At 71.6% G+C, this 23761-nt stretch carries 24 protein-coding genes and 3 tRNA genes; 14 read left to right on the top strand and 13 right to left on the bottom strand.

All coding sequences use genetic code 11. The features are described from left to right. Positions 1-2: 2 nt before the first annotated feature. Positions 3-638, bottom strand: coding sequence for a uracil phosphoribosyltransferase (upp, locus tag ACZ67Q_RS17490; protein ID WP_361636194.1), 636 nt, complete (start codon positions 636-638; stop codon positions 3-5). Between the two features lie 139 nt (positions 639-777). On the opposite strand from upp, the gene ACZ67Q_RS17485 reads away from it, so the two are divergent. From ACZ67Q_RS17485 to ACZ67Q_RS17470, 4 genes are all read left to right on the top strand, one after another. Further along, positions 778-1002 (top strand): hypothetical protein, encoded by a 225-nt coding sequence (locus tag ACZ67Q_RS17485; RefSeq protein WP_471182535.1) that lies wholly within the window; start codon positions 778-780, stop codon positions 1000-1002. A 588-nt stretch (positions 1003-1590) separates the two neighbouring features. After that, positions 1591-2127 (top strand): tRNA adenosine deaminase-associated protein, encoded by a 537-nt coding sequence (locus ACZ67Q_RS17480; RefSeq protein WP_471182532.1) that lies wholly within the window; start codon positions 1591-1593, stop codon positions 2125-2127. A gap of 59 nt (positions 2128-2186) precedes the next feature. Further along, positions 2187-2618 (top strand): tRNA adenosine(34) deaminase TadA, encoded by a 432-nt coding sequence (tadA, locus tag ACZ67Q_RS17475; RefSeq protein ID WP_471182720.1) that lies wholly within the window; start codon positions 2187-2189, stop codon positions 2616-2618. A 45-nt stretch (positions 2619-2663) separates the two neighbouring features. Further along, positions 2664-2748, top strand: a tRNA-Ser gene (locus tag ACZ67Q_RS17470). A gap of 101 nt (positions 2749-2849) precedes the next feature. Here the strand turns inward: ACZ67Q_RS17470 and ACZ67Q_RS17465 are convergent. Further along, positions 2850-3194, bottom strand: a complete 345-nt coding sequence (locus tag ACZ67Q_RS17465) for an MmcQ/YjbR family DNA-binding protein (RefSeq protein ID WP_471182530.1) — start codon at positions 3192-3194, stop codon at positions 2850-2852. 99 nt (positions 3195-3293) lie between these two features. Here ACZ67Q_RS17465 and ACZ67Q_RS17460 point away from each other — a divergent pair, with 99 nt between their 5' ends. The 4 genes from ACZ67Q_RS17460 to ACZ67Q_RS17445 all read left to right on the top strand — a co-directional run bounded on the left by ACZ67Q_RS17460 (position 3294) and on the right by ACZ67Q_RS17445 (position 6100). Continuing rightward, positions 3294-3473 (top strand): hypothetical protein, encoded by a 180-nt coding sequence (locus ACZ67Q_RS17460; protein ID WP_361636187.1) that lies wholly within the window; start codon positions 3294-3296, stop codon positions 3471-3473. A 15-nt stretch (positions 3474-3488) separates the two neighbouring features. Beyond that, positions 3489-3782: a Dabb family protein gene (locus ACZ67Q_RS17455; protein WP_471182527.1), complete on the top strand. Its 294-nt coding sequence runs from the start codon at positions 3489-3491 to the stop codon at positions 3780-3782. A gap of 202 nt (positions 3783-3984) precedes the next feature. After that, positions 3985-4803, top strand: a complete 819-nt coding sequence (locus ACZ67Q_RS17450) for an RNA polymerase sigma factor SigF (protein ID WP_361636181.1) — start codon at positions 3985-3987, stop codon at positions 4801-4803. Between the two features lie 379 nt (positions 4804-5182). After that, on the top strand, positions 5183-6100 hold the full coding sequence (locus tag ACZ67Q_RS17445) for an RNA polymerase sigma factor SigF (protein WP_471182525.1): 918 nt from the start codon (positions 5183-5185) through the stop codon (positions 6098-6100). A 413-nt stretch (positions 6101-6513) separates the two neighbouring features. Here ACZ67Q_RS17445 and ACZ67Q_RS17440 read toward each other — a convergent pair whose 3' ends face one another. Further along, positions 6514-6714, bottom strand: a complete 201-nt coding sequence (locus ACZ67Q_RS17440; protein WP_471182523.1) for a hypothetical protein — start codon at positions 6712-6714, stop codon at positions 6514-6516. Between the two features lie 194 nt (positions 6715-6908). Here ACZ67Q_RS17440 and ACZ67Q_RS17435 point away from each other — a divergent pair, with 194 nt between their 5' ends. The 4 genes from ACZ67Q_RS17435 to ACZ67Q_RS17420 all read left to right on the top strand — a co-directional run bounded on the left by ACZ67Q_RS17435 (position 6909) and on the right by ACZ67Q_RS17420 (position 11408). Continuing rightward, positions 6909-7406, top strand: coding sequence for a MarR family winged helix-turn-helix transcriptional regulator (locus ACZ67Q_RS17435; RefSeq protein WP_471182520.1), 498 nt, complete (start codon positions 6909-6911; stop codon positions 7404-7406). An 88-nt stretch (positions 7407-7494) separates the two neighbouring features. After that, on the top strand, positions 7495-9954 hold the full coding sequence (locus tag ACZ67Q_RS17430; RefSeq protein WP_471182717.1) for an MFS transporter: 2460 nt from the start codon (positions 7495-7497) through the stop codon (positions 9952-9954). A gap of 109 nt (positions 9955-10063) precedes the next feature. Continuing rightward, positions 10064-10885, top strand: a complete 822-nt coding sequence (locus tag ACZ67Q_RS17425; protein WP_471182518.1) for a YceI family protein — start codon at positions 10064-10066, stop codon at positions 10883-10885. Between the two features lie 49 nt (positions 10886-10934). Continuing rightward, positions 10935-11408 (top strand): PPOX class F420-dependent oxidoreductase, encoded by a 474-nt coding sequence (locus ACZ67Q_RS17420; RefSeq protein ID WP_471182515.1) that lies wholly within the window; start codon positions 10935-10937, stop codon positions 11406-11408. A 3-nt stretch (positions 11409-11411) separates the two neighbouring features. Here ACZ67Q_RS17420 and ACZ67Q_RS17415 read toward each other — a convergent pair whose 3' ends face one another. The 8 genes from ACZ67Q_RS17415 to ACZ67Q_RS17380 form a co-directional block, all read right to left on the bottom strand. Next, positions 11412-12176, bottom strand: coding sequence for a TetR/AcrR family transcriptional regulator (locus tag ACZ67Q_RS17415; protein WP_471182512.1), 765 nt, complete (start codon positions 12174-12176; stop codon positions 11412-11414). Positions 12177-12212: 36 nt separating this feature from the next. Further along, the gene (locus ACZ67Q_RS17410; protein WP_471182510.1) at positions 12213-13718 is read right to left on the bottom strand and encodes an MFS transporter; all 1506 of its coding nucleotides are present in this window, start codon (positions 13716-13718) and stop codon (positions 12213-12215) included. 46 nt (positions 13719-13764) lie between these two features. Continuing rightward, positions 13765-16017 (bottom strand): ArnT family glycosyltransferase, encoded by a 2253-nt coding sequence (locus ACZ67Q_RS17405; protein ID WP_471182508.1) that lies wholly within the window; start codon positions 16015-16017, stop codon positions 13765-13767. Then, entirely contained in the window at positions 16014-17282 is a 1269-nt protein-coding gene (locus ACZ67Q_RS17400; RefSeq protein ID WP_471182505.1) for a bifunctional glycosyltransferase family 2/GtrA family protein, read from the bottom strand. Before ACZ67Q_RS17400 ends, ACZ67Q_RS17405 begins: the two co-directional genes overlap by 4 nt. Positions 17283-17296: 14 nt before the next feature. Next, a complete protein-coding gene (locus ACZ67Q_RS17395; protein WP_471182503.1) occupies positions 17297-18880 on the bottom strand; it encodes an ATP-binding protein in 1584 nt (527 codons plus the stop codon). Beyond that, complete coding sequence (locus ACZ67Q_RS17390; RefSeq protein WP_471182501.1) at positions 18877-19617, bottom strand: response regulator transcription factor; 741 nt, start codon at positions 19615-19617, stop codon at positions 18877-18879. The genes ACZ67Q_RS17395 and ACZ67Q_RS17390 overlap by 4 nt, the downstream gene beginning before the upstream one ends. Before the next feature lie 130 nt (positions 19618-19747). Beyond that, positions 19748-20155 (bottom strand): antibiotic biosynthesis monooxygenase family protein, encoded by a 408-nt coding sequence (locus ACZ67Q_RS17385; protein WP_471182498.1) that lies wholly within the window; start codon positions 20153-20155, stop codon positions 19748-19750. Between the two features lie 266 nt (positions 20156-20421). Beyond that, positions 20422-21294 (bottom strand): DUF2797 domain-containing protein, encoded by an 873-nt coding sequence (locus ACZ67Q_RS17380; protein WP_471182496.1) that lies wholly within the window; start codon positions 21292-21294, stop codon positions 20422-20424. Positions 21295-21498: 204 nt separating this feature from the next. Between ACZ67Q_RS17380 and ACZ67Q_RS17375 the strand changes: the two genes are divergently transcribed. Continuing rightward, the gene (locus ACZ67Q_RS17375; protein ID WP_471182494.1) at positions 21499-22269 is read left to right on the top strand and encodes a GAF and ANTAR domain-containing protein; all 771 of its coding nucleotides are present in this window, start codon (positions 21499-21501) and stop codon (positions 22267-22269) included. A 230-nt stretch (positions 22270-22499) separates the two neighbouring features. Here ACZ67Q_RS17375 and ACZ67Q_RS17370 read toward each other — a convergent pair. Continuing rightward, positions 22500-22572 (bottom strand) — tRNA-Arg (locus ACZ67Q_RS17370). A gap of 215 nt (positions 22573-22787) precedes the next feature. Continuing rightward, positions 22788-22878 (bottom strand) — tRNA-Ser (locus ACZ67Q_RS17365). Between the two features lie 159 nt (positions 22879-23037). On the opposite strand from ACZ67Q_RS17365, the gene ACZ67Q_RS17360 reads away from it, so the two are divergent. After that, positions 23038-23535 carry an SSI family serine proteinase inhibitor gene (locus ACZ67Q_RS17360; RefSeq protein ID WP_471182491.1) on the top strand — a complete coding sequence of 166 codons (498 nt, stop codon included), beginning with the start codon at positions 23038-23040 and terminating at the stop codon, positions 23533-23535. Positions 23536-23761: the final 226 nt, after the last annotated feature.

The following is a 23761-nucleotide window of genomic DNA, read 5'->3' as shown; positions in this document are numbered from 1 at the left end:
TGTTACTCCGCCGACCCGTACAGCCGGTCGCCCGCGTCGCCGAGGCCCGGGATGATGTAGCCGTGTTCGTTGAGGTGGTCGTCGACCGCGGCCGTGACCACCGTGACCGGCGTGCCGGCCAGCTCGCGCTCCATGATCTCGACGCCCTCGGGGGCGGCCAGCAGCACCACGGCCGTGACGTCGTCCGCGCCGCGCTTGATCAGCTCGCGGATCGCGGCGACGAGGGTGCCGCCCGTGGCCAGCATCGGGTCCAGGACGTACACCTGGCGGCCGGAGAGGTCCTCCGGCATGCGCGTGGCGTAGGTCGAGGCCTGCAGCGTCTCCTCGTTGCGGATCATGCCGAGGAAGCCCACCTCGGCGGTCGGCAGCAGCCGGACCATGCCGTCCAGCATGCCGAGGCCGGCCCGCAGGATCGGCACCACCAGCGGACGCGGCCGGGCCAGCTTCACACCGGTGGTCCGGGCCACGGGGGTCTGGATGTCGACCGCCTCGGTACGCACGTCCCGGGTCGCCTCGTAGGCGAGCAGGGTGACCAGCTCGTCGGCGAGCCGGCGGAAGGTCGCGGAGTCGGTGCGCTGGTCGCGCAGCGTGGTGAGCTTGTGGGCGACCAGGGGGTGGTCGACGACGTGGAGACGCATGTCCACAACAGTAACCGGGCGCACCGGCCCCGGCGTCCGCACGCTGCGTGAGCCTTTGCGGATCGTTTTCTTCCGCCTGCTGGCATCGGACCGCCTGCCGGGGGGAAGGTGGTGGGGACGGACCGGGGGTGGTGATCTCATGGCTGACCTGTCTGAACCCGACATACCCGACCGCGCGTCCAGAAACGAACCGGAGCCCCCGCAGCGGGACTCGCCCGAGAGCGACACGGAGCGGCGCCGCCGCCGCGCCCAGTTCCTGCGGGACCTGGCCGAGGCGCGGGAGCTGCGCGACCGCGTGCAGCCCCGCCGCGCCAAGGCGGCCCGGCTGCGCCACGCGATGCGCATGCGCACCTTCCGCTGGTGAGCCGCGCAGCGAGTCAGGGCCGGCGCCGGAGATCCGCACGAACGCACGACGCGCCGTAACGGTGACGTGCGCGGACACGCCACGCGCCGCACTGATGAACCGTGGGGGCGCGCCACACGCCGCACCGGCGATCCCTGCGGGCACGACGCGCCGTACCGGTGACCCTCGTCGGCACGGCATGCGCCGTACCAGTGATCCGTGCCGGGATGCCACACGCCGTACCGGTGACTCCCGTGAGGGCACGGCGCGTTCCGGTGGTGAGCGGGCACGCGTGTCACGGATGCGGGCCGCACGCGGGAAGATCCGCACGCCGTGCGCGCGTTGCCGGGGTGGACGTGCGGAGGAGATGTGAAAAGCCGCGTACGATCCGCAGGTGGTGGCAACGAGTGCGCTGGTGAGTCCGGACGGACGTGCCCGCGGACCCGCGTGCAAAACTGCCGGACACAGGGAGCCGAAGACGTCCCCTGAACGCCTTGTTTCTGCCACGATTCCGAGTGGGTGGGGCTCGGAGCCCGAGCTTCTCCCCGTCCGTAACCTCCGCCGGGGGGACCCCCAACCGGCACGCCTAAGACCAGTGGGAGAGTCACGGTGTACTTCACCGCACTGCTCGCGCGCACCGAAGACGGGTGGGAAGCGAGCGACACAGAGCTCGACGATGTGGAGACCCTGTCGGATCTGGCCGACCTGGCCCGGGAAGCCTCAGCCGACGAGGACACGGTGCTCGTCCTGATCGAGCAGGAGGACGCGTGGTTCGGCGTCGTCCGCGTGGACGGCGAGGAGGACCCGCGGGTCTTCGTCTCGAACGCCGCCGTCGCCGCCCGCAGCTCCTACGGCGAGTTGCTGCTCACCGACGAGTTGCTGGGCCGGGAGCCGGGTGAGGACGACACCGACCTGGACTCCCTGGATCTGGACGGCACCGAGGACGGTGAGCCCGAGGACGCCGTCGTCGCTGACGAGGACGGCGGCACCGACACCGGCACCGTGCCCAACGGCCCGGTGGGCGACGCCGGACTGCTGAACGACCTGGGCATCAGCGGCAAGGAACTGCTGGCCCTGGACGGCGACGCACTGTCGGAGATCGCCGACGCCCTGGGCGCCTCGGAGATGCTGGAGGCCGTTCGCTGACCCCCCGGTACGACACCACGCCGGCCCCGGACCCGGTGCGCGACCGCTGGCGGCGCGCGATGCGGCTCGCCCTGGACGAGGCGGAGCGGGCCGCCCGGGGCGGTGACGTGCCCGTCGGGGCGCTCGTGCTCGCGCCCGACGGCACGAGCGTGCTCGGCACGGGGCACAACGAGCGCGAGGTCACCGGCGACCCCACCGGGCACGCCGAGATCCTCGCGATCCGGCGGGCGGCGGAGCGGCTCGGCGAGTGGCGGCTGACCGGCTGCACGCTCGTGGTGACGCTGGAGCCGTGCACGATGTGCGCGGGCGCGATCGTCCAGTCCCGGGTGGACCGGGTGGTCTACGGCGCCCGGGACGACAAGGCGGGAGCGGCCGGCTCCTTGTGGGACGTGATCCGGGACCGGCGGCTCAACCACCGGCCCGAGGTCATCGAGGGCGTGCTGGCGGACGACTGCGCGCGGCAGCTCACGGAGTTCTTCCGCGCTCGCTGAATACCGATTTCTGAGCACGGGCCTGTGTGCTGTAAGGTCTCCCTCGGTAGCGTGTCCGAGCGGCCGAAGGAGCTCGCCTCGAAAGCGAGTGTGGCGCAAGTCACCGAGGGTTCAAATCCCTCCGCTACCGCTGACAACACCCTCTGACCGTGGGATCACGGACAGGGGGTGTTCTGCTTGTCCCGGTAACCGCCCCGGCACTTGCCCCGCTTGTCCCGGCGTCTGCCCCGGTCAGCCGGCACCCAGGTGCGCACGGGCCACGCTCGCCGGGACGCACATGCGCCAGGCGTCCGTGACCAGTTCCGCCAGCTCGTCCCGGGTGAGCGCGGCGAGCCGGGCCTCGGCCCAGTTGTAGCGCAGGTCCGAGGCGCGGGGCAGGGAGAACTTCTCCGGCTCGGAGGCGACCAGCGCGGCCCGCTCCTCCTTCGGGAACGCGAAGCCCAGGACCGTCTCGTCCCGGGAGAGGGCCAGGTAGACGATCCGTCCGATGCGGAACTTCACCCGGTCTCGGACCAGATGTTCCTCGGTGCGCGGCAGCGCCAGCGCCAGGCGCCGCACGTCCTCGACGGTGGCCACGCCCCCGCCCCCCTTCGGTCGCCCTCGCACAGGCCTGAAGTTACACTCACCGCCGGCAACAGGGGACCCTCAAAGCACGTCGGTGACAGGGAGGCCGCGATGGCGGTGAACGCGAAGAAGATCGCCGTCTATGCGCTCGTGGTCTTCGCGCTGTACGTGATCATCACGGACCCGGCCAAGGCCGCGGACTACGTCCAGATAGGGTTCGAGGGCATATCGGACGCCGCCAAGGCCATCGGTGACTTCATGACGTGGGTCGCCCATGGAGGCAAGGGCTGACACCCGGGAGTACCCATGATCCGCCACCTGGTTCTCTTCAAGCTCAACGAGGGCGTCGAGCGTGACGACCCGCGGGTCGTCAAGGGCGTCGAGGCCTTCCAGGCGCTCGACGGCAAGATCCCCGAGATCCGCTTCTGGGAGCTCGGCTGGAACCTCAGCGACCGACCGATCGCCTACGACTTCGCGATCAACTCCGGCTTCGAGGACGCCGAGGCGCTGCGCCGCTACGTCGAGCACCCCGAGCACCAGGCGGGCGTGGCCCTGTGGCGCGAGTTCGCCACGTGGGTGATCGCCGACTACGCGTACTGAGCCGTCCGGCCGCACGCCGACAACCCCGCACCCCTCACGGGTGTGGGGTTTTTGTTGTTTTATGCCCCGCTTCTTACCCCAACACGTAGATATGCGGTGCTTGCACACAGTGGACATGTCTTGTGATGCTATGACCGCTTTTGACGGATGAGTTGACCGATCGGTTGACGGATGAGCGACGGATGAAGAGGTGGAGTTGACCGTGCCGGCCAGTACTGCGCCTCAAGCACCGCCCCAGGAGGCCGCCCCGCGGCGCAGCCGGGGCGCCGACACCCGGGCACTCACCCAGGTGCTCTTCGCGCAGCTGAAGGAGCTCACGCCGGGCACGCCGGAGCACAACCGGGTGCGCGGGGCGCTGATCGAGGCCAACCTCCCGCTCGTGCGCTACGCCGCCGCCCGCTTCCGCTCCCGCAACGAACCGATGGAGGACGTCGTCCAGGTCGGCACCATCGGGCTGATCAACGCCATCGACCGTTTCGACCCCGACCGCGGTGTGCAGTTCCCGACGTTCGCGATGCCCACGGTCGTCGGCGAGATCAAGCGGTACTTCCGTGACAACGTCCGCACCGTCCACGTACCGCGCCGGCTGCACGAGCTGTGGGTGCAGGTCAACAGCGCGACCGAGGACCTGACCACCGCGTTCGGGCGCACCCCCTCCACCGCCGAGATCGCCGAACGGCTGCGGATCAGCGAGGACGAGGTGCTGTCCTGCATCGAGGCCGGGCGGTCGTACCACGCCACCTCGCTGGAGGCCGCGCAGGAGGGCGACGGGCTGCCCGGGCTGCTCGACCGGCTCGGCTACGAGGACCCGGCGCTGGACGGCGTCGAGCACCGCGATCTCGTACGGCACCTGCTGGTGCAGCTCCCGGAGCGGGAGCAGCGCATTCTGCTGCTGCGGTACTACAGCAACCTCACCCAGTCCCAGATCAGCGCCGAGCTCGGTGTCTCCCAGATGCATGTCTCGCGGCTGCTCGCGCGCAGCTTCCAGCGGTTGCGGTCGGCCAACCGGATCGAGGCCTAGCCGCTCCGCGGGGGCGGGGGCGGGGCGGGGGTAGCGGGGAGGGGTGGTGGGGAGGGGGTCGCTCACCGGGGGCGGGCGTTTTCGTCACCCGTTCGCGCTACCGGCGCACAACCGAATGCGGGATCGAGCCCTCACCGGGGTGAGCGAATCGCTCATCAGCGCGGATGGCCCCGTTCTTGGGCCGACAGACCGTCAGACCCCCTGTTTCCAGGGGCGATTCGCGTCTCGCATGTCGACATGTCACTACGGCGCGTTGCCGACATGTGACATTCTGCGGGAAGAGCGTTTGCCGGAGCTCCGGCTCCGGTATTCAGGTGAAGGCTGCGTTCCTTCTGTGGGAGCGTCCGCCGCGACCGTCCCGCGACCCAAAGGGGGTGGCATGTCCGCAGACCAGGGCAGCTCGAAGGTGCTCACGCTCACGAAGAGCGAGACAGCGCCGGAGACGCTCGACGCTCTCGATGACGCCTCGGCCCTCGAGGCCGTGCCGGCCCCCGCCCTGCCGACGGAGCCCCCCGTGGCCCCGCCGGTCTCCGGGGACATCGACACCCGCACGCTCTCCCGCTCCCTTTTCCTGCGGCTCGCCGCCCTCGACGAGAACAGCCCCGAGCGGGCGTACGTCCGGGACACCCTGATCGAGCTCAACCTGCCGCTGGTGCGGTACGCGGCCGCGCGATTCCGCTCCCGCAACGAGCCGATGGAGGACATCGTCCAGGTCGGCACCATCGGGCTGATCAAGGCGATCGACCGGTTCGACTGCGAACGGGGCGTGGAGTTCCCGACGTTCGCGATGCCTACCGTCGTCGGGGAGATCAAGCGGTTCTTCCGGGACACGTCGTGGTCGGTGCGGGTGCCTCGGCGGCTGCAGGAGCTGCGGCTGGCGCTGACCAAGGCCAGTGACGAGCTGTCACAGAAGCTGGACCGGTCGCCGACCGTCGCCGAACTCGCCTCCGTGCTCGGGGTGTCCGAGGAGGACGTCGTCGACGGGCTCGCGGTGGGCAACGCGTACACCGCGTCCTCGCTGGACTCGCCGGCGCCCGAGGACGACGGTGGCGAGGGGTCGCTGGCGGATCGGCTCGGTTACGAGGACACCGCGCTGGAGGGTGTCGAGTACCGGGAGTCGCTCAAGCCGCTGCTGGCGAAGCTGCCGCCGCGTGAGCGGCGGATCATCATGCTGCGGTTCTTCGCGAACATGACGCAGTCGCAGATCGGTGAGGAAGTCGGGATTTCGCAGATGCATGTGTCGCGGCTGCTGACGCGGACGTTGGCGCAGCTGCGGGAAGGTCTGATCTCGGACTGAGGTCGTTGTGCGGGTGCGGGTGCGTGGGGGGTGGTCGCGCCCACGCGGCCGAGCCGCATATCGACGCAGCCCCGCGCCCCTTTTTTGCCTGCGGCGGCCCGTTGCGGTCCGGTGGGTGGCTGGTGTCGCGCCTGCGTCTCGTTGTGGGTCGGGGCCGGGGTGGGGGTGTCCGTCCTCGGTCCGGCCGGCCGTTTCCGACGAGGGGCGCCCTTGCCCGGTGCCGGACGCTGCGGGCGGACACCCCCACCCCGGCCCAACACCGCCGTACGCGGGTGCCGCAACGTCGTGGTGCGCGCGACCGCGGGCCGCCGTCTCGCCTAGTTGCGGCGGGTGGCGCATCACCCGGCGGACACCTCACCGCCGGGTGCCCGCACACGCCGAGCCACCTGACCCACTCAACCGCGGCCCGGTTGTTACTTGAGCGCCAGCCAAGCCACCGCCGCCACGATCGCCACCGCTGCGATGACGCCGATGATCAGGCCGATGCGGGGGCCGGAGGACGCGGGGGCTGCCTGCTGCTGGCGGCCCTGGGGAGCCTCGTCGACGAACGCGCGGAACATCTGGGTGCTGCCGGCGGGATCGTAATTGCCCTGGGGGCCCTGGGTGTTAGCCATGGGCCGAGACACTAGCGAATCTGCCGGTGCGGCCCAAGTGCGGGGCCGACCATCCCTGCGGCCACCCTCACCTGCGCGTTTACTTTCGTAATACTTGCCTTTGCCAAGTTTTTGTGCGGAGCACCTCCGTTTTATTTGCCTGCGGCAACCAACCAAGCCTATGGTTGCCCTAAGCAACGAACACGGGAGGCGTGATGGCCGCACAGGCGCAGTACGAGGAGCTGATCCGTCAGTTCAGCGCCTTCGGCGCCGTCAAAAGGGAGCTCGGCCGGATCCTGCCCTCCGACTGCCCCAGCGGCTCGGCCGCCGTACTGACGCTGCTCGGCCGGTACGGCGACATGCGCATGAGCAAGCTCGCGGAGCTGCTCGCCGTGGACATGTCGGTCACCAGCCGGCATGTGGCGCACGTGGCCGAGCGCGGCTGGATCGAGCGCTCCCCGGACCCGGCGGACAAGCGGTCGCGCATCGTGCGGCTCACCGCGGCGGGGAACCACAAGCTCGACGATCTCTCCCAGGCCACCACCCGGCTGCTCGCCGAGCGGCTCGGCGACTGGAGCGACGAGGAGGTCGCCCAGCTCACCCGGCTGATGCAGCGGCTGCGGTCCAGCTTCGACGACTGCCGGGCGCCTCTCCGGCCGCCCGCACCGCCGCCCGTGCTCGAGACGACCACCCGTACACCCGCAAGCATGTAAGTAAAGGAAGCCCATGGCAACGACCACACCAGCCGGTGTGCGGGCTCATGCCAAGCACGGGGGAGGCGCCTCCGGCGACCACGCTCCGATGACGCACCGGCAGATCATGGAGGCGCTCTCCGGGCTGCTGCTCGGCATGTTCGCCGCCATCCTGTCCTCCACCATCGTCTCCAACGCGCTGCCCGAGATCATCACGGACCTCGGCGGCGGTCAGAGCGCGTACACCTGGGTCGTCACCGCCTCGCTGCTGGCGATGACGGCCACCACTCCCCTGTGGGGCAAGCTCGCCGACCTGGTCAGCAAGAAGGCGCTGGTCCAGATAGCGCTCGTGGTCTACATCGCGGGCTCGGTCGTCGCCGGCCTGGCGCAGAACCCCGGCATGCTGATCACCGCGCGTGCCGTGCAGGGCATCGGCGCCGGTGGTCTGTCCGCCCTGGCGCAGATCATCATGGCCGCGATGATCTCCCCGCGTGAGCGCGGCCGGTACTCCGGCTACCTCGGCGCGACCTTCGCCGTCGCCACCGTCGGCGGCCCGCTCATCGGTGGTGTCATCACCGACACCGACTGGCTCGGCTGGCGCTGGTGCCTGTACGTCGGTGTGCCGTTCGCGCTGATCGCCCTGGTCGTGCTCCAGAAGACGCTGCATCTGCCGGAGACCAAGCGCAAGGTCAAGGTCGACTGGGCCGGTGCCTTCTTCATCACCGCGGCCGTCTGCCTGCTGCTGGTCTGGGTCACCTTCGCCGACGACAAGTACGACTGGCTGTCGTGGCAGACCGGTGTCATGGTCGGTGGCGCGGTGCTGCTCACCCTGCTGTTCGTCTTCACCGAGACCAAGGCCAGCGAGCCGATCATCCCGCTGCGCCTGTTCAAGAACCGCACCATCACGCTGGCCTCGATCGCCTCGCTGTTCGTCGGTATCGCGATGTTCGCGGGCACCGTCTTCTTCAGCCAGTACTTCCAGCTCGCCCGGGACAAGTCCCCGACGATGTCCGGCGTCATGACCATCCCGATGATCGGCGGCCTGTTCGTGTCGTCCACGGTCTCCGGCCAGGTCATCACCCGCACCGGCAAGTGGAAGGCCTGGCTGGTCTCCGGCGGTGTGCTGCTGACCGCGGGCCTCGGCCTGCTGGGCACCATGCGCTACGACACCCCGTACTGGCACCTGGCGATCTTCATGGCGCTGATGGGTCTCGGCGTCGGCATGATGATGCAGAACCTGGTGCTGTCCACGCAGAACCAGGTCGCCCCGAGCGACCTCGGCTCCGCGTCCTCCACGGTCACCTTCTTCCGCTCCCTCGGCGGTGCGGTCGGCGTCTCCGTGCTGGGCTCGGTGATGACCACCCGGATCAGCCACTACGCCAAGGACACCATCGGCCAGCTCAGCCCCAAGGAGCAGCTGGCCGCGGCCAAGGCCGCCGGCGGCAGCACGCTGCCCGACATGGACGCCCTGCCCGCCCCGATCCGCAACTGGCTCGAGAGCGCCTATGGGCACGGCATCGGCGACATCTTCCTGTACGTCGCGCCGATCGCGTTCCTCGCCTTCCTCGTGACCCTGTTCATCAAGGAGGTCCCGCTGCGTACCACCGGTGCCCTGGCCCAGGCCGCCGAGGCGAACACCGAGGCCGCGGCCCCCGCCGCCGCCCCCGTCGTCGCCGAGGCCACCGTCACTCCGGTCCAGGACAAGACCCCGAGCTGGGCGTCGGCCCCCTCGGACGCCGAGGCCGCCACGGACGGCACGCAGAAGCTCGCCGCCGTCGCCACCATCGAGCGGGACGAGCCTGTCTCCGGCGGCATCCCGGTCCGCGGCTTCGTGCGCGGCGCGGAGAGCGCGCCCGTTCCGCAGGCCGCCGTCACGCTGATCTCACTGGCCGGCCGGCAGCTCGGCCGCTCGGTGGCGCAGGCCGACGGCTCCTACGCGGTCCACGCGCCCGGCGCCGGGAGCTACGTCCTGATCGCCTCCGCCGACGGCTTCCAGCCGCAGGCGTCCACCGTCGTGGTGGGCCAGGAGCCCGTCGCCTACGACATCCTGCTCAGCGGCACCAGCGGTCTGACCGGCGTGGTGCGGGCCGTCGAGTCGGCGCTTCCGGTCAAGGACGCGATGGTCATCGTCACCGATGTGCGCGGTGATCTGCTGGCCAGCGCCACCACCGGCGAGCAGGGCGAGTTCTCCTTCGCCGAGCTGGTCCCGGGCACCGTCACGATCGCGGTCAACGCCGCCGGTTACCGGCCGCGCGCGCTGCCCGTCGAGGTCGGCGGCACCGGCGTGACCCGCGTCGAGGTCGACCTGGAGACCGGCGCCGAGGTCCAGGGCGTCGTCCGGGCGCCGCACGGCCCGCTGGCCGACGCCCGGGTGACCCTGGTCGACGCCGCCGGCAACGTCGTCTCCACCGCGACCACCGGCTCGGACGGGGCGTACGCCTTCACCGACCTGGACAGCGGCGAGTACACCGTCATCGCGACGGGTTACCCGCCGGTGGCCACCGCCCTGACCGTGAACGGCGGCGGCGTGGACGGCCACGACATCGAACTCGCCCACCCCGGCGAGTAGTCCGACCCCGGCCCGCGGCGGGCGCGCGCACTTCGAGCGGAGGTGCGCTCCCGCCGCGGGCCGGACTCTTACGACCGATTTGCACAGCTTCGCAGGGAGAAGAAACGGGATGGGACTGACCGCGAGGATCCGCACCCGGGACGGATGGGCCGTGTCGCACGCGGTCGTCACGGTGACCGACATGACCGGCACGCAGGTGCTGCGCGCCGAGGCCGACGCCGAGGGCGCCGTACGCGACGAGGCGGCCCTGGCTCCCGGGGCGTACACCGTCATCGTCACCGCCGTCGGCTACGCGCCGGCCGCCTCCAGCGCGATCGTCACCGCGAGCGGGCGCGCCGAGGTCGGCACGGTGACGCTGGCCCGGCAGGGCGGCACCGAGCTGCCGCCGCCCGGGCCGTGGACGATCGACCCGGTGCACTCCTCCGTGGGCGCCGTCGCCCAGCACCTGGGCATCTCCAGCGTGCGCGGCCGCTTCACGGACTTCGCCGGGCGCATCGAGATCGCCCCCGACGACGTCACCAGGTCGCGCGTCGAGGCCGTCATCCAGGCCGCGTCCATCGACACCGGCAACAAGATGCGCGACGACCATCTGCGCTCACCGGACTTCCTTGACGTCGACACCTACCCGGAGATCACCTTCCGGTCCACGGGCCTGACGGCGGCCGGGCCGGACCGCTGGACCGTCCACGGCGAGCTCGGCATGCACGGTGTGCTGCGCCCTGTCGACCTGGACCTCGCCTACCTCGGCTCCGGCGCCGACCCCTGGGGCGGCACCCGTGCCGCGTTCCGCGCCACGACCGAGCTGCACCGCGAGGACTTCGCGATGAACTACAACCAGGTCCTCCAGGCGGGCATCGCCGCCATCGGCACCACCCTGAAGGTCGAACTGGACATCCAGGCGGTCCAGGGCGACACCCTGCCGCAGGCGTAGGCACGCCAGGGTCAGGCAGATGCGGGCGCGGGCGGCCTACGCTGGCGCCATGGCACCCAACATCGCGACCAACACCCGTGTGTCCTTGGACGAGCTGCTGGATTTCGTACGTCCCCGTCACCGCGCCCTGCTGCTGACCCGGCGCGGTGACGGAAGCCCCCAGGCGTCCCCGCTGACCTGCGGGGTCGACGACTCCGGGCGGATCGTGGTCTCCACGTACCCGGAGCGGGCCAAGACCCGTAACGCCAAGCGCGATCCGCGGGTCGCCGTCGTCGTGCTGAGCGACGAATGGAACGGGCCGTGGGTGCAGATCGACGGCGCGGCCGAGGTGATCGACGCGCCCGACTCCGTCGAACCGCTCGTGGAGTACTACCGCACGATCGCCGGGGAGCACCCGGACTGGGACGAGTACCGGCAGGCCATGGTCAAGCAGGGCAAGTCGATCATCCGGATCACGCCGGAGCGGTGGGGGCCGATCGCCACGGGCGGCTTCCCGGCCCGGCTGGCAGAGCAGGACGGCTGAGCCTCAGCCGCGTTCCACCAGCGCCTCGATGCCCGCGATCAGCAGGTCGAGCGCGTAGGTGAAGTCACGCTCCATCATCTCCTCGACCGTGTCGCCGCCGCGGGCCTCCATGATCTCCTTGGACTCCTGGAGGACCTCGGCGTGGGCCGCGGACCCGCTCACCTCGGCCACCGAGTGCCGGAAGTACTCGTCGCGGGACATGCCGAGGGCCGCGCTGCGCGTGTTGAAGTGGCCCTCGAGCGTGCCGTAGCCGTACACGAACTGGAAGACGGCCGAGATCGTGCTGGTGAGCCGGTGGACCGGCAGGCCGGTGCGGCGCACGACCTGCTGCACCACCCGGGAGAAGGCCAGGTTGTTCGGACCGATGTTGAGGTACCGGCCGATCAGCGGCGACACCCAGGCGTGGCGCACCAGCACCGCGCGGTACTGCTCGGCCAGTTCGCGCAGTTGCTCCCGCCAGTCGACGTCGGCCGCGGGGTCGGGCAGCTCCATTTCGCCGTAGACCGCGTCGAGGGCGAGTTCCAGCAGGTCGTCCTTGGTGTCGACGTACCAGTAGACGGACATCGCGGTGACGTTCAGCTCGGCGGCCAGCCGGCGCATGGAGAACTTCGCCAGCCCCTCGGCGTCCAGCAGCCGCACGCTGACCTCGGTGATCCGGTCCCGGTCGAGTCCCGACGGCTGGCCCGTGCCCCGCCCGCGGCGCGCCTTGCCGTCCAGCCAGACGCTGGTCCGCGCGGCCCCCTTGGCCTCCTGGCCTGCCTTCGCCATGGCGCACCTTCCTCGATTCCGTCACCGATCAAGATGCTAGGCCGCGACCACCTTCGCGTCTGCCTTCGTCTCTTCCCGCTGCGCGCGGTGCAGCAACGCGGCGGCGAGAATTCCGCCGAGCAGGACCGCGCCGGCGCCGACCAGTTGGCTGGTCTGCAGCCCGGAGGAGAACGCGTCCACGACCCGCTGCCGTTCGCCCGCACCGTGCGCCGCGGCCAGCGCGGCCGGCAGGGAGGAGGCGGCCACCGGGGTCAGCGCCGCGAACCGCGCGTTCAGTACGGCGCCCAGCGCGGCCACCCCGAGGCCGTTGCCGAACTCCGCCAGCGTGCCGTTGACCGCGGCGCCGACACCGGCCTTCGCGGGCGGGATCGAGCTCATGATGGCGTGGGCCATCGCCGGGCTGGCGATCGCCGTGCCCGCGCCGATGAGCAGCAGCCCGAGCAGTGTCCCGGCGTAGCCGTGCGCGGCGAGCGCGGCGATGGACACCAGGCCCGCGGACATCAGCACCATGCCGAGCAGTACCGCCCCGGGACCGCCGATCCGGGCCGTCCAGCGCGCGGCCACCCCGGTGAAGTTCAGGGCCACGACGGTCAGCGCCAGCGGCGCGGTCCGCAGGCCCGCCTCCAGGGGGCCGTAGCCGATGACGAACTGCAGGTGCTGGGTGAACAGGAACAGCGCACCGCCCATGCCGAACACGACCAGCACCGCCCCGGCGACCGCGCCGGTGAACCGGCGGTCGCGGAAGAAGCCCAGGTCCAGCATGGGGTACGGGATGCGGCTCTCCCACCAGGCGAACAGCGCGAGGACGGCCACGGCGACGGCCGCGCCGGCCCCCACACGGGAGGAGGTCCAGCCGTGCACGGGGCCGGAGATGATCGCGTACACCAGCGCGGCCATGCCGATCGTGGACAGCAGCGCGCCGAGCAGGTCCGGGCGGTCGCCGTGGGGGCTCCTGGACTCGGGGACGAACGCGACGACCGCGGCGAGGGCGAGCACCGCGACCGGCAGATTGACCAGGAAGATGGCGCCCCACCAGTAGTGGTTGAGCAGGAAGCCGCCGATGACCGGCCCGGCGGCGAAACCGAGGGAGTTGACCGCGGCCCAGATGCCGATGGCCTTCGGCTGCTGCTCGGACGTGAAGATCTGCATCACCACGGCCAGCGTGGTCGTCATGAGCAGCGCGCCACCGACGCCCATGCCGGCCCGGGCGGCGATCAACTGTCGGGTGCTGTCGGCGAGTCCGGCGGTCACTGATCCGGCACCGAACAGGACGAGCCCGGTGAGCAGCATCTTCTTGCGCCCGTACCGGTCGGCGGCGTTGCCCGCGGTGAGCAGCAGCCCGGACTGCACCAACGAGTACGCGTTGATCATCCACTGGACGTCGGAGGTCGACGCGTCCAGCTCCCGGGTGAGCGAGGGGATCGCGACGTTGAGGACGGTGTTGTCGAGCAGCACCGTGAGCTGGGCGAGGCAGATGACACCGAGGATCAGCCAGCGCTGCGGGTGGGCCGGGACGGCCGGGGAAGGGGAGACAGCGGACATGTTGTACACCGTATAGTCATCGCTATACGGTGTACAACAGGCTTTCTCAGCCGTTGGCCTTCCGGGTCAGGTCGTAGAAGGTGGCCGAGCCGGCCGTCACCTTCTTGAAGGTGCTCTCCACCCACGAGGTGATCTGGGACGACGTGCCGTTGCCGCCGCCCATGCCGCCCATGCCCCCGGCGATGAAGTAGTGGATCTTCCCCTCCTCGACGTACCTCTTGAACTGGGCGAGCGTCGGTGACGGGTCGGTGCCGTTGAAGCCGCCGATCGCCATCACCGGTTTCCCGGTGGACAGTTGATAACTTGCCGCGTTCTGCGAGCCGATGGACGCGGCGACCCAGGTGTACTTCGAGGCGTCCGTCCGAAGCAGCTTCTCGGCCTCGGCGGAGACGTTCGCGCCGTTGAGCAGTCCGCCGGCGCCGCCCCCCATGCCGCCTTCGGCGCCCGTACGGCCGCCGGGGAAGCCGTTGCCGTTCCCGGCGCCCGGCGACTGGCCCTGGTTCTGGCCCTGTCCCTGGTTCTGGTTCTGGTTCTGGTTCTGGCCCTGGTTCTGGCCCGGCATACCGCCGCCGGGAAAGCCGCCCGTGCCTCCCGTGCCGCCACCCGGGAAGCCGTTGCCCTGACCTTGCCGGCCTTGCTGACCCTGCCGGCCCGGCAGCGCGCCGCCGGGGAAACCGCCGCGCGTGCCGCCGCCGGGTCCGCCCCGGCCGCCCATCATGCTCGCGCCCGCCGGGCCCGCCGTCGGGATGGAGCCGGTGTGCGCGGAGGCGAGGGTGCTCAGTGTGTACGCCGTCGGCCCGGCCAGCGCCGCCAGCGTGCTCACGGCCGCAGCGGCGAGCGCGAGCCGACGTGTCACGCGCCCCGCGGAGATCAGGCCGAGCGCCCCGGCCGATCCGCCGACCAGCACCAGCCACTTCAGCCAGGGCAGGTGGTCGGGCGTGCGGTTGAGCAGCACGTACCCCCAGACCGCGGCCGCCACCGCGGACGCCGCGAGCGTGAGCGCCGCCCAGGTCTCCTTGCGACGCTCCCACAGCAGGGCGGCGCCCATGCCGGTCACGGCCGCGAGGTACGGGGCGAGCGCCACCGTGTAGTACTGGTGGAAGATGCCCGCCATGTAGCTGAAGACGGCCGCCGTGATCAGCAGCGAGCCGCCCCAGACCAGGAACGCGCCGCGCGTCACCGACGTACGGGGGGCCCTGCGCGTGGCCCACAGCGCCGCCGCCAGGAGGATCAGTGCCGTCGGCAGCAGCCAGGAGATCTGACCGCCGACCTCGGAGCCGAACATCCGGTTCCAGCCGGTCGCGCCCCACATGCCGCCGCCGGTGCCGCCGCCGGGACCGCCGCCTCCGCCGACGCTGCCGGTCTCGTCGCCGCTGATGCGGCCGAGGCCGTTGTAGCCGAAGGTCAGCTCAAGGAAGCTGTTGTTCTGCGAGCCGCCGATGTACGGGCGCGAAGAGGTCGGCCACAGCTCCACGATCGCGACCCACCAGCCACCGGAGGCGACCAATGCCAGTGCGGCGAGTGCCAGTTGGGCGAGCCGTTTGCGCAGCCGCACCGGCGCGCAGACCGCGTACACCAGCGCCAGCGGTGGCAGGATCAGGAACGCCTGGAGGGTCTTGGCCAGGAACGCGAGACCGATCGCGACACCGGCCCACACCAGCCACGTGGTCCGGCCGTCCTCCAGCGCCCGGACGACCAGGTAGCAGGCGGTCGCCATGAGCAGCGCCAGCATCGCGTCGGGGTTGTTGAAGCGGAACATCAGCGCGGCGACCGGGGTGAGTGCGAGCACCGCACCCGCGATCAGGCCCGCCACCGGGCCGGACCGGCGCCGCACCGCCGCGTACACGACGGCGACCGTGGCCACTCCCATCAGCACCTCGGGGACGAGGATCGCCCAGGAGTTCAGACCGAAGAGCCGCACCGACAGCTCCATCGGCCACAGCGAGGCCGGGGGCTTGTCGACGGTGATGGCGTTCGCGGCGTCGAGGGAGCCGAAGAAGAACGCCTTCCAGCTCTTGCTGCCGGCCTGGACCGCCGCCGAGTAGAAGGAGTTGGCCCAGCCGGAAGCGCTCAGGTTGTAGAGGTAGACCAGGGCGGTGGCCAGCAGCAGGCCGAGGAAGGCGGGGCGTGCCCAGCGGGGGTCCCGCGGCCGGTCCGAGGGCTCCGAGGCCACCAGGGGCTCTGCGGCCGCCGGGGGCTCTGCGGCCGCCTGAGGTGGCGCGGCCGACGGGGCGGTGCCGGGGGGAGCGGTCGGGGGCGGGCCCCAGGTGGCCACGTCGTCGGTGCGGTGGGTGGTCATCGGCGGTCCTTCGGGTCGGGCATGGGGTCGTGGTCGGGGAACACCCACGCGCGGAAGAGCAGGAAGCGCAGCACGGTCGCCGCGAGGTTGGCGGCGATCAGCACGGCCAGCTCGGTGGAGTGCGCGGGCTGCGCGGTGGCCGCACCGAGCGCGGCCAGCGAACCGCTGGTCAGGGCCAGTCCGATGCCGAACACGACGAGGCCCTGGGCCTGGTGGCGTACGGCCCCGCCACGGCCGCGCACCCCGAAGGTGAGCCGGCGGTTGGCGGCGGTGTTGGCGATCGCGGAGACCAGCAGGGCGAGCGCGTTGGCGAGCTGGGAGCCGGTGAGGGTCCGGAAGCCGCTGTAGAGCAGCAGGTAGAAGACGGTCGACAGACCGCCGACCACGAGGAAGCCGACGAGCTGGCGGGCGAGTTTGGTGGGGACGTCCTCGATGTCACGGTCGCGCGGGTCGTCGCCGAATGGCCGGGTGAGCCGGTCCAGCGGCAGCGTCCCGGTGGCCAGGGCCCTGCCCACCCGCCACACGCCCTTGAGGTCGTCGGTCGCGGTCCTGAAAATCTGCACGGTCGAGTCGGGGTCGTCGACCCAGTCGACCGGCACCTCGTGGATCCGCAGTCCGGCGCGCTCGGCGAGCACCAGCATCTCGGTGTCGAAGAACCAGCCGCTGTCCTCGACGAGCGGCAGCAGCACCTGGGCGACGTCCCCCCGGATCGCTTTGAAGCCGCACTGCGCGTCGGAGAAGCGGGCATGGAGCGAGCCACGCAGGATGAGGTTGTAGGTGCGGGAGACGAACTCCCGCTTGGCTCCCCGCACGACCCGCGAACTCCGGCTCAGCCGCGACCCGATCGCGAGGTCGGAGTGGCCGGAGATGAGCGGTGCGACCAGCGGCAGCAGCGCGTTGAGGTCGGTGGACAGGTCGACGTCCATGTAGGCGAGGACGGGTGCGTCCGAGGCGGACCAGACGGTCCGCAGGGCCCGCCCGCGGCCCTTCAGCTCCAGCCGGACCACCCGCACCGGCGCGAGGGTCTCCGCCAGCCGCGCCGCCACCTGCGGGGTGGTGTCGGTCGACGCGTTGTCCGCGATGGTGATGCGGAACGCGTAGGGGAAGGTCCGGGTGAGGTGCTCGTGCAGTCGCTCGACGCACGGCCGGAGGTCCTTCTCCTCGTTGTGGACGGGGATCACTACGTCCAGGACAGGCGTTCCGGCTGGGGCGGCCGGGAGGTGCTCCCGCGCCGGCAGGGTGCCGGGAGAAGAGTCGGTTCGCATGCGAACGACTGTTGTCAGGCGCCCTGTTGCACCCATGTGGTGGCGCTGTGCTGTGCCTGTGAGTCCTGCGCCGGGTACCCGGTGAGCGCGGGCAGGTGCACGGTGAACACGGTCCGGCCGGGCACGCTGTCCACGGTCACGGCACCGCCGTGCGCGCTCGCGACGGCCTGCACGATGGCGAGCCCGAGCCCGGTGGAGCCGGTGGCCCGGGAGCGGGCCGAGTCGCCGCGCGCGAACCGTTCGAAGACGTGCGGGAGCAGGTCGGGCGGGATGCCCGGCCCGTCGTCCTCGACGTCCACGCACAGCCAGGGTCCGGCGCCCCGCACGCGCGCGGTGACCGTCGTACCGGGCGGCGTGTGGGTGCGTGCGTTGGCGAGCAGGTTGACCAGCACCTGCTGGAGCCGGGCCGGGTCGGCGGAGACGACGACGGGTTCGTCGGGCAGCTCGAGGCGCCACACGTGGCCGCGGCCGGCGGCCCGGGCGTCGCTGACGGTGTCGACGACGAGCGGGACGAGGTCGGTGTGTTCGAACCGCAGGGGCCGGCCGGCGTCCAGGCGGGCGAGCAGCAGCAGGTCCTCGACGAGCAGGGTCATCCGCCCCGCCTCGGACTCGATACGGCCGAGCGCGTGCCGGGTGTCGGGGCCGACCTGCTCGCGGCCGCGCCGGGTCAGCTCGGCGTAACCGCGGATGGAGGCGAGCGGGGTGCGCAGCTCGTGGCTGGCGTCGGCGACGAACTGCCGTACCCGTGTCTCGCTTCGCTGGCGGGCGTGCAGGGCGCCGTGCACATGGTCGAGCATGCGGTTGAGGGCGGCGCCGACGCGGCCGACCTCGGTGTGCGGGTCGCACTCGGACTCCGGGACGCGTTCGGAGAGGTTCACCTCCCCGGAGTGCAGGGGGAGTTCGGAGACGCGGGTGGCGGTCGCGGCGACCTTGCGCAGCGGGCGGGTGGCGACGCCGACGAGCACGGAACCGGCGATCCCGGCGGCGACCAGTCCGGCGGCTGTGACGCTGACCTCGACGAGGATGAGGGTGTTGACGGTGGAGTCGGTTTCGTGGGTGGGAACGGCGACGTAGTAGGCACCGTTCGGGCCGTGGGCGTACGTCACCTGGTAGTCGCCGAGCCCCGGCAGCTCCACGGAGTGGATCGCGTGGTCCCGGGGGACCTTCGCGAGGGCGGCGGCCTGGGCAGCGGTCAGCGACTCTGCACTCATCTGGAAGTCGTTCTCGGACTTCACCCCGCGCTGCGCGTCCGTGAGGGTGCCGTTCACCAGCTTGGCCGCGACCGTGCCCGGGGGCTGCGGGCCGTGCGTGACGAACTCGGCCGGGTCGGTCGGACTGCCCTGCCGCCGCCCGTCCTGCGCCGCACCGCCCTTGTCCGCGCCCGGTGGCGCGAAACCGCCCCCGGCGCGTGCGGCGGCCTCGTGGAGCTGCTGGTCCAGCTGCTCGTAGAGATGCCCGCGCAGCGCCAGCGTCGTCACCGTGCCGATCACCGCGCACACCACCGCGATCAGCACCACCGACGCGACGACGAGCCGCGTCCGCAGTGTGCGCGGCTGTCGCCCCCGCCACCGCGTCCGCGGCCGTCGCCGTCCGCTCATGACACGGCGGGCTTGATCAGGTATCCGGCGCCGCGCCGGGTGTGGATCATCGGCTCGCGCCCGGCGTCGATCTTCCGCCGCAGGTAGGAGATGTACAGCTCGACCACGTTGGCCTGGCCGCCGAAGTCGTAGGACCAGACCCGGTCGAGGATCTGCGCCTTGCTGAGCACGCGCCGCGGGTTGCGCATCAGGAAGCGCAGCAGCTCGAACTCGGTGGCGGTGAGGTGGATGTGGTCGCCGCCCCGGGACACCTCGTGGCTGTCCTCGTCGAGCATGAGGTCGCCGACGACGAGCACGGATTCCGAGCGCCGGTCCGCGGCGCCGGAACGCCGGATCAGCCCGCGCAGCCGCGCCACGACCTCCTCCAGGCTGAACGGCTTGGTGACGTAGTCGTCGCCGCCCGCCGTGAGGCCGGCGATCCGGTCCTCGACGGCGTCCTTCGCGGTCAGGAACAGGACGGGCACGTCCGGCAGGTCGCGGCGCAGTCGCCCGAGCACGGACAGCCCGTCCATGTCGGGCAGCATCATGTCGAGCACGACGGCGTCGGGCCGGAACTCCCGCGCGGTCCGGAGGGCGCCGTGCCCGTCCCCCGCGCTGCGGATCTGCCAGCCCTCGTAGCGCAGCGCCATCGACAGCAGCTCGGTGATCGACAGCTCGTCGTCCACCACGAGCACCCGGACGGGGCTCCCGTCCGGCCTCAGCAGTTCGGTGCGCCCCTGGGGCGAGGTCGTGGTCATGGTGACCACCCTGTCCGGGACCTCTGAGAGGAGGCTTTCGCCCGTCTGTGATTTTCCTGAGAAACGCACAGGGGGCTGACAGGAAGGGGCTCGGGCCCGCGCGTCCCGTGCCGCGGGGGCCGGTGGACGGTCAGTCGGTGGCGGGGCGTTCGTAGCTGTGGCTGCGCTCCACCTTGGCGACGTGCAGGGTGTACCGGTCGTACCACTGGACGCGTCCGCGCTGCTGGGCCCGCTGGTGTTCGAGGTCGCCGCGCCAGGCCTCGAGGGCGGCGCCGTCACGGAAGTAGCCGACGGTGATCGACAGCCCGCCGGCGCTGCGGGCGTGGTCCATTCCGAGATACCCCGGCACCTTGCCGACGAGTTCCTCCATCCGCTCGGCGGTCTCGGCGTACCCCTGCTCGTCCGCCGTGCGGACGGAGGTGAAGACGACCGCGTAGTAGGGGGGTTCGTGGGCGGGCACGGGGACGGGACCGTGCTGGGGGAGGGACTGGGCAGAGGGTTCGGAAAGCGGCTGGGAAAGGGACTGGGGATCACTCATGCGCCCAGCGTGATCGCTCCCGGCGGCGTCCACCAGACCTTTTACCCAACGGTCGAACAGACCTTGCCCCACGGTCGAACAGCCCCCGCCGCACGGCCCGACAGCCTTGCCCCACGGGCGAACAGCCCCCCGCCCGACGCCCGACAGCCTTGCCCCACGGGCGAACAGCCCCCCGCCCGACGCCCGACAGCCGTGTCCCACGGGCGAACAGTCCCCCGCCCGACGCCCCCCGACCTTGCACCGCGGGCGAACGGCCTCCGCCCCGCTCAGAACAAGCCGTCCTGCGCGGGCGTCTCCCCCCTCAACGCCACGACCGGCACGGACAGTTCGCGCCCCGGCGCCGGAACCAGCCCCCACCCCGGCAGCAGCCGCGTGTCGAGGACGACGTCGCCGCGCGGCGTGCGCAGATGCAGGTCCGGCCCGGCCGCCGCGACCAGCTCCCCCCGCACCACGCCTCCCGCGGCCAGCCCGCGCACCTCCCCGACGGGCGCCGCCAGCCGGCCCAGCCCGAACGCCTCGGCGTGATCGGTGACCCGGCACGGCTCGCGCGCCAGCGACTCCGGCCACCCGCCGAGCGCCACGGCCCGCGCGTGCAGGGCCACGACCTCGGCGGCCCGCTCCCCCTCGGCGCGGGGCAGCCACGCCCGCACGGCCCGCTTCTCGGCGTAGGGGATCCGGTCCGGGACACCGAGCGCGGACCGCAGCAGTTCCTCCGTCCGCCGCGCCGCCATCAGCGGCCCCGCCCCGAGCCAGCTGAAACAGACGGCCCCCTGCTCCAGCAGCCGGGCGGCCCCCCGCTCGACCGCGGTGATCCCGACCTTGGCCAGGCCGGGGCCGAACCAGGCCAGATACACGTGATAGGGCCGTGGGTCGTCGGCCATGGTGTCCGCCGCCACGGAGTGCGCCCGCTCCAGCCGCGCGCACTCCTCGCACCGCGCGCCCGTACTGCGCGCCGGAACCCGCGTCCGCCCCGGACACGGGTGCCCCCGCGCCCCCACGCAGGTCCGCCCACCCCCTTCCTCCACACCGAAGGCCACCGTTTTTCCCCAGGTCAGCGCGGAGCGCCGGCCGCCGTCCCACACCAGCTCGGGGCCGCGGTCCGCCCACCGCATCCCCGTGCATCGCCACACCTGTGCCATCACCGCCGAGCGTAGAGGCGGCCACTGACAACGCCACCGCCGTCGCTCGATCCCCGCAGGTTTCCCCTGCCCGGCCGCAGGAGACCCGGACGGCGTGAACCGCCGTCCGCTTCCCCGTGCCGGTCGCCGCAACCGCAGGAGTCCGGTCCGTGCGGCGCGATCGGTGGAACCGGTGGTGGATACGGCCGCGGGGAGGTGAGGGCGGTGGCGGTGACCGGTGGCGGCGCGTCCGAGGACGACGATCACGAACAGCGGACCGCTTCCCGGCGTGCCGTTGTCGCCCGGGCACTCGTCGTCGGCGTCCGGGGTCTGCCGCCCGCCGAGGTGCCGGACGCGCTGTGCCGGACCTGCACGGGACTGCTGCCGTGGGTGTCGGGTGTGTCGGTGTCCGTCTTCGGACGGGACGCGGACACCGGCGTCGTCCTGTGCGCGAGCGACGCCGTGGCCACCCGGATAGCGGAGATCCAGTACACCCTGGGCGAGGGCCCCTGTGCGGAGGCCGTCCGGCTGCGCGCCCCCGTCTTCGCGACCGATCTGTCCGGTGTCCCGGACACCCGCCGGTGGCCCCTGTTCTGCGACCAGGCGGCCAAGGCGGGCGCGGGGGCCGTCTTCTCCCTGCCGCTGGCGGTCACCGGCGCCGCGCTCGGCACCCTGGACCTCTACCGGCGCACGACGGGCTCACCGAGCGAGGACCAGGTGGGAACGGCGCTGATGGTCGCCGACGCAGTGACCGTGGCCGTCGTCGCGCTCGGCCACCGTTCCGCGGCTGACGATGGTGCCGGGACATGGCTCAAGGGCGCGGAATCAGACCACGAGGAGGTCCACCAGGCCACCGGGATGCTCATGGTGCAGCTCGGCGTCGGCGCGGAGGAGGCGGCCCTCCTGCTGCGCGCCCGGGCGTTCGCCCAGGGCCGCACCACCCCCGAGATCGCCCGGGCGGTCATCGCCCGCACCCTGGACATCCGTCGCGACTGACGACACAGCCCGACGTGATCGTGGCCCGAGGCAAGGTCGTCACGCAGCCCGCTCACCGCCCGGTGTCGTACAACTGCGCGCCGAACCTTCGGTTGTTCCTCAGGCGTCGCCCCGAACCGCATGGCCCGAGCCTCCGGTTCCCTGCGGATGGCCGTCACCGGCGGCGGCACGGGACCCCGCTCGGAGAAACGCCAGAAGCCCCGGAGAATCTCCGGGGCCTCTGTCCTGTGTGCACTCGGCAGGATTCGAACCTGCAACCTTCTGATCCGTAGTCAGATGCTCTATCCGTTAAGCTACGAGTGCTTGTTCTTTTGTTTTGCCCCCGGTCCCGTTCCTTTCGGCCCGCTCGCGGCGACAGGAAGAACATTACATGACTGCCGCCGACATGTGAAATCCGTTAGGCAGACTCTGCCTGACCTGCACAAACGCCCAATACGCATGATCGGCCGGACGGGAGCGCGGCGCTCGGGAACGACGAAGCCCCGGTCCTTGCGGACCGGGGCTTCGGTGATCGAGCGCGGAGGCGGAGGGATTTGAACCCTCGATGGGCTTTAAGGCCCAAACCGCATTAGCAGTGCGGCGCCATAGACCGGACTAGGCGACGCCTCCAGCACAGCCGCCCGCGCGAGCGCGAGTGGTGCGTGCAGATGATGACACAGTCGAGCGTCGTGCCACCAATCGGCTCCCACGGTACTAGGCAGTCGGGCCGGAGGGCAAAGCCCTTGTCGTGCGGCGCAACGTCCCGTCGCGGGCCGCGTTAGACAGGTCATGTCACACGTCACCCAGTCGGTGCCCGGCGTACTGCGCCGTCTCCTCGTCCTCACCGCCGTCACCGTCGCCGCCGGCTCGCTGTCCGCGGCGCCCTCCCTCGCGTACGACCAGAGCGGCAGCGGCTCGCTGATGCCTCCCCCCGTGCGGGACGAGGACCGGCCCGGCACCGGTGATCACCTCGTCGTCACCGTCCAGGGCGCAGGCCAGGGGCGGGACGGGACGTACGAGGTGTTCTGCCATCCGGACAGCGGCACCCATCCGGACGCGGCCGGGGCCTGCCAGGCGCTGGACCGCAACACCCGGTGGGGCCAGGAGACCTTCGCGCCGGTGCCCGAGGGCACGATGTGCACCATGCAGTACGGCGGCCCGGCCACGGCCCATGTGACCGGCACCTGGGCCGGGCGTCCGGTCGACGCCCGGTTCGACCGCGGCGACGGGTGCGAGATCGGACGGTGGGACCGGTTCGTGCCCCTGCTGCCCGACCTGCGGGACTGACGCGACACGGCAGCGGCGCCGGAAGCGGTACGGAGAGCGGCGCGGAAAGCGCAACGGAGAGCGGCGCGGAAAGCAGTACGGAAAGCGGTACGGAAAGCGGTCTCGAAGAAGGACTCGCGCGGCAGTCACTCCGGAGCCGCCCGGGTTCACATGGGACTCTCACCGGACTCACACGGGACCGGCAAGGGTGTGGCCAGGGCCGGCGGCCGGCCGGGGCGAGGCCGCC

This window comes from Streptomyces sp. NPDC036813, from assembly GCF_055609245.1.
Note: the sequence above shows the minus strand (reverse complement) of the source record. Positions and strands in the feature narration are given on the sequence as shown.